This is a genomic window from Bradyrhizobium hipponense (assembly GCF_008123965.1).
Lineage (GTDB): Bacteria > Pseudomonadota > Alphaproteobacteria > Rhizobiales > Xanthobacteraceae > Bradyrhizobium > Bradyrhizobium hipponense.
The window spans coordinates 1-1,408 of the sequence record NZ_VSTH01000193.1; the positions used below are offsets into that span (position 1 = coordinate 1).

At 66.4% G+C, this 1,408-nt stretch carries 2 protein-coding genes; both read left to right on the top strand.

The window, feature by feature from the left end; all coding sequences use genetic code 11:
* On the top strand, positions 1 to 765 hold a 765-nt coding region (gene tnpC / locus FXV83_RS39175), incomplete at its 5' end, for an IS66 family transposase (protein WP_148745397.1).
* Positions 762 to 1,376, top strand: a complete 615-nt coding sequence (locus FXV83_RS39180; protein ID WP_235940558.1) for a UPF0149 family protein — start codon at positions 762 to 764, stop codon at positions 1,374 to 1,376. The genes tnpC and FXV83_RS39180, both read left to right, overlap by 4 nt.
* The last annotated feature ends 32 nt before the right edge of the window (positions 1,377 to 1,408 follow it).

Below are 1,408 nucleotides of genomic sequence, written 5' to 3' on the forward strand. Positions count from 1 at the left end.
TTCTGGGCGCATGCCATGGACGACCGACCATGGGGCGGGCCCTCGCCGCCGGCGGTTGCCTACGTGTTCGCGGCCGGCCGTGGCACGGAGGAGATCGCCGGACAATTGACGGATTTTTCCGGCATTCTGCAGGTGGATGGCTATGCCGCCTACAAGGCGCTCGCCCGCGATCATGGCGGCGGGATCCAGCTCGCCTTTTGTCTTGCTCATGCCCGACGTAAGTTCGTCGAGGTGTTCAAGACGACGCAGTCGCCGTTCGCGCGCGAGGTGATCGAACGCCTGCAGGCGGTCTATGCGATCGAGGCCGAGATCCGCGGCTCGAGCGCCGAGCAGCGGCTCGCCGTCCGCCGCGCCAGGACCGCTCCGTTGATGGAGGCGCTCAAGGCACGGTTGACCACAATGGTTGGCCAGCTCTTCTCCCAGTCGAAGCTGGCGGAGGCCATCAACTATTCGCTCAATCACTGGGACGGGCTGACGCTGTTTCTCCGCGACGGCCGCGTCGAGGTCGACAGCAATACGGTCGAGCGTTCCATGCGCCCAATTGCCCTTGGAAGACGCAATTCACTGTTCAGCGGCAACGAAGGCGGCGCCGAGAGCTGGGCGATCCTGAGCTCTATTCTCAACACCGCAAAGTTGCACGAACTCGATCCGCAGGCCTATCTCACCGACGTGCTGGAGCGCATTGTGTCCGGGCGAACCAGGAGCCATCAGCTGCACGAACTGTTCGCCTGGAACTGGAAGGCGGCGCACCGGCGAGCCGCATGAGCCCGCGTCGCCGCAAAGCTTCGTCGTCGATGGCGGCCGCCGCCATGCCCCTTGCGGAGCTCGAGCGATGGCTCCAGGCTCGCGTCGACCGGCATCCTGCCGCCACCAGCCTTCCCGCGCTCGACGGCTACGTCGCCGCGATCGTGGCCGGACCGGTGTCGATGGGCCCGCTCGACTGGATCTGCCCGCTCCTCGCCATCGATGCCGATGCGTTCAACCACGGCGACACGCCGGAGTTCGCGGCGATCTCCGCCGTCGCATTGCGCCATAACGAGATCAGCCAGACCCTTTCGACCGCGCCGAAGCAGTTCGCGCCAATGCACCGGCGTGAAGCCAATGGCGATGTCGACGCGCGGCCCTGGTGCCAGGGGTTCTATGCCGCGATGCGGCTCAGGCTGCCGGCGTGGGCGCCATTACTGGACGCCAGCAACGTCAATCACCGCCTGCTGCGGCCCATACTGCGGCACTGTCGCGACGATCAAGGCCGTCCGCTGCTCGGGCCGCCACCAAACAGCCCCGACCCCCACCGTAACGCCTACGCCGATATTCCAGCGGCAGTGGAGGCGCTGCGCCAGTACTGGATGCCGATCCGCTACCCGCGCGCCCGCTGATCACCCCGGACGTGGGAGCTCATACCGGTTAC

Bases quoted from the DNA above. Each gene is read 5' to 3' on its own strand.
- FXV83_RS39180 (WP_235940558.1), top strand. From the start codon at position 762: ATGAGCCCGCGTCGCCGCAAAGCTTCGTCGTCGATGGCGGCCGCCGCC.